The organism is Pseudomonas sp., from assembly GCF_049590575.1.
In the GTDB taxonomy this organism is placed as follows: Bacteria; Pseudomonadota; Gammaproteobacteria; order Pseudomonadales; family Pseudomonadaceae; genus Aquipseudomonas.
Window position 1 is genome coordinate 1 of sequence record NZ_JBAWDE010000336.1, and the last position, 2,393, is coordinate 2,393.

A 2,393-nucleotide genomic window follows, 5' to 3' on the forward strand; every position below is an offset into this window, starting at 1 on the left:
GGCCCAGGCCTGGCCGCTCATCCGCCAGCGCCGCTCGACGCTGATCGCCGCGCCCACCGGCTCGGGCAAGACGCTGACTGCATTTCTCGCGGTGCTCGACGCCCTGGTGCAACAGGGCCTGGCCAACGGCGGGCAACTGCCGGATGAGACCCTGGTGGTGTACGTGTCGCCGCTCAAGGCGCTGTCCAACGACATTCAGATCAACCTGCAAAACCCGCTGGCGGGGATCACCGAGCAGTTGCAGGCCATGGGTTTGCCGCCGCTTGCAATCCGCACCGCCGTACGCACCGGCGACACCCCGCAAAAAGACCGCGCACTGATGCGCAAGCGCCCGCCGCATATCCTCGTCACCACCCCGGAATCGCTCTACGTGCTGCTGGGCTCGGACTCCGGGCGGCAGATGCTGGCCAGCACGCACACGGTGATCGTCGATGAAATCCACGCCATCGCCGCCGGCAAACGCGGCAGCCACTTGGCGCTGAGCCTGGAGCGCCTGCAAGGCTTGTGTGCCGAGCCGCTGACGCGCATTGGCTTGTCGGCCACGCAGAAACCCATCGAGGCGGTCTCACGCTTCCTGGTGGGCAGCGGCCGTGAGTGCGCCATCGTGGACATCGGCCACGCCCGCCCGCGCGACCTGGGTATCGAGGTGCCGCCAGTGCCGCTGTCGGCCGTCATGGCCAACGACGTGTGGGAATTGGTCTACGAGCGCCTGGCCGAGCTGGCCCGCGAACACCGCACCACGCTGATTTTCGTCAACACCCGGCGCCTGGCCGAACGCCTGGCGCGGCACTTGAGCGAGCGCCTGGGCAAGACTGCCGTGGCCGCCCACCACGGCAGCCTGGCCAAGGAAATGCGCCTGAGCGCCGAGCAACGCCTCAAGGCCGGCGAGCTGCAAGTGCTGATTGCCACGGCGTCGCTGGAGCTGGGGATTGATATCGGCGACGTCGACCTGGTGTGCCAGATCAGCTCGCCCGGCTCGATCAATGGGTTTCTGCAAAGGGTCGGGCGCTCCGGCCACCAGGTCGGCGGCACGCCCAAGGGCCGCCTGTTTGCCACTACCCGCGATGACCTGATCGAATGCGCCGCGCTGCTCGACTGCGTGCGCCGTGGCGAACTCGACGTGTTGCAAATCCCGGTCGCGCCGCTGGACGTATTGGCCCAGCAGATCATCGCCGAGGTCAGCGCCCAGGAATGGTCGGAACCGGCCCTGCTGGCGCTGATCCAGCGTGCCGCGCCCTATGCCGAATTGGACGAACGCCACTACCAGGCGCTGCTGCAGATGCTCGCCGAAGGTTACAACGGTCGCCAGGGCATCCGCAGCGCTTACCTGCACCGCGACGCCGTGACCCACACCCTGCGCGGTCGCCGTGGCGCCAAACTGACCGCCGTGACCAGTGGCGGCACCATCCCCGACAATGCCGACTACAGCGTGTTGCTGGAGCCGCAGAGCCTGAACATCGGCAGCGTCAACGAAGACTTTGCGGTGGAAAGCATTGCCGGGGATATCTTCCAGCTCGGTAATACCTCCTACAAAATCCTGCGGGTCGAAGCCGGCAAGGTGCGCGTCGAGGACGCCCACGGCCAGCCGCCGACCATCCCCTTCTGGCTCGGTGAAGCACCGGGGCGCAGTAATGAGCTGTCATTTGCCGTGGCGCGTTTCCAGGGGCAGCTGGACGCGCTGCTCAGCGCCAGCCCCGGCGACCTGCAAGCGGCGCACGCCTGGCTCACCGGCACCCTGGGCCTGAACCGCGCCAGCGCCGAACAGATCCTCGATTACCTGGCCCGCGCGCGCCTGGCCCTTAGCGCCTTGCCGTCCCAGGACACGCTGATCATGGAGCGGTTTTTCGACGAGTCCGGCGGCACCCAATTGATCCTCCACACGCCCTTCGGCAGCCGCATCAACCGCGCCTGGGGCCTGGCGCTGCGCAAGCGTTTTTGCCGCACCTTCAACTTCGAGCTGCAAGCGGCGGCCAGCGAGAATGCGATCGTGCTGTCGCTGTCCACCAGCCACAGCTTTGAGCTGGATGACGTATGGCGCTACCTCAACAGCAGCAGCGCCGAACATATCCTGATCCAGGCCGTGCTGGACGCGCCGCTGTTTGGCGTGCGCTGGCGCTGGAACGCGGGCGTGGCCCTGGCGTTGCCGCGCTACACCGGGGGGCGCAAGGTGGCGCCGCAGATCCAGCGCATGAAAAGCGAAGACCTGATCGCCAGCGTGTTTCCCGACCAGATCGCCCGCCTGGAAAACCTCGCCGGCGAGCGCGAAGTGCCCGCGCACCCGCTGGTGGAACAGACCCTCGACGACTGCCTGCACGAAGCCATGGACAGCGACGGCTGGCTGGCCCTGTTGCGGCGCATGGAGCGCGGCGACGTGCGCCTGATCAGCCGCGACC

General features: G+C 67.4%; 1 protein-coding gene. It reads left to right on the top strand.

Translation table 11 applies throughout. The features are described 5' to 3' along the window. The coding region (locus WBR57_RS23310; RefSeq protein ID WP_424087046.1) for a DEAD/DEAH box helicase at nucleotides 1-2,393 on the top strand (2,393 nt) is incomplete at both ends.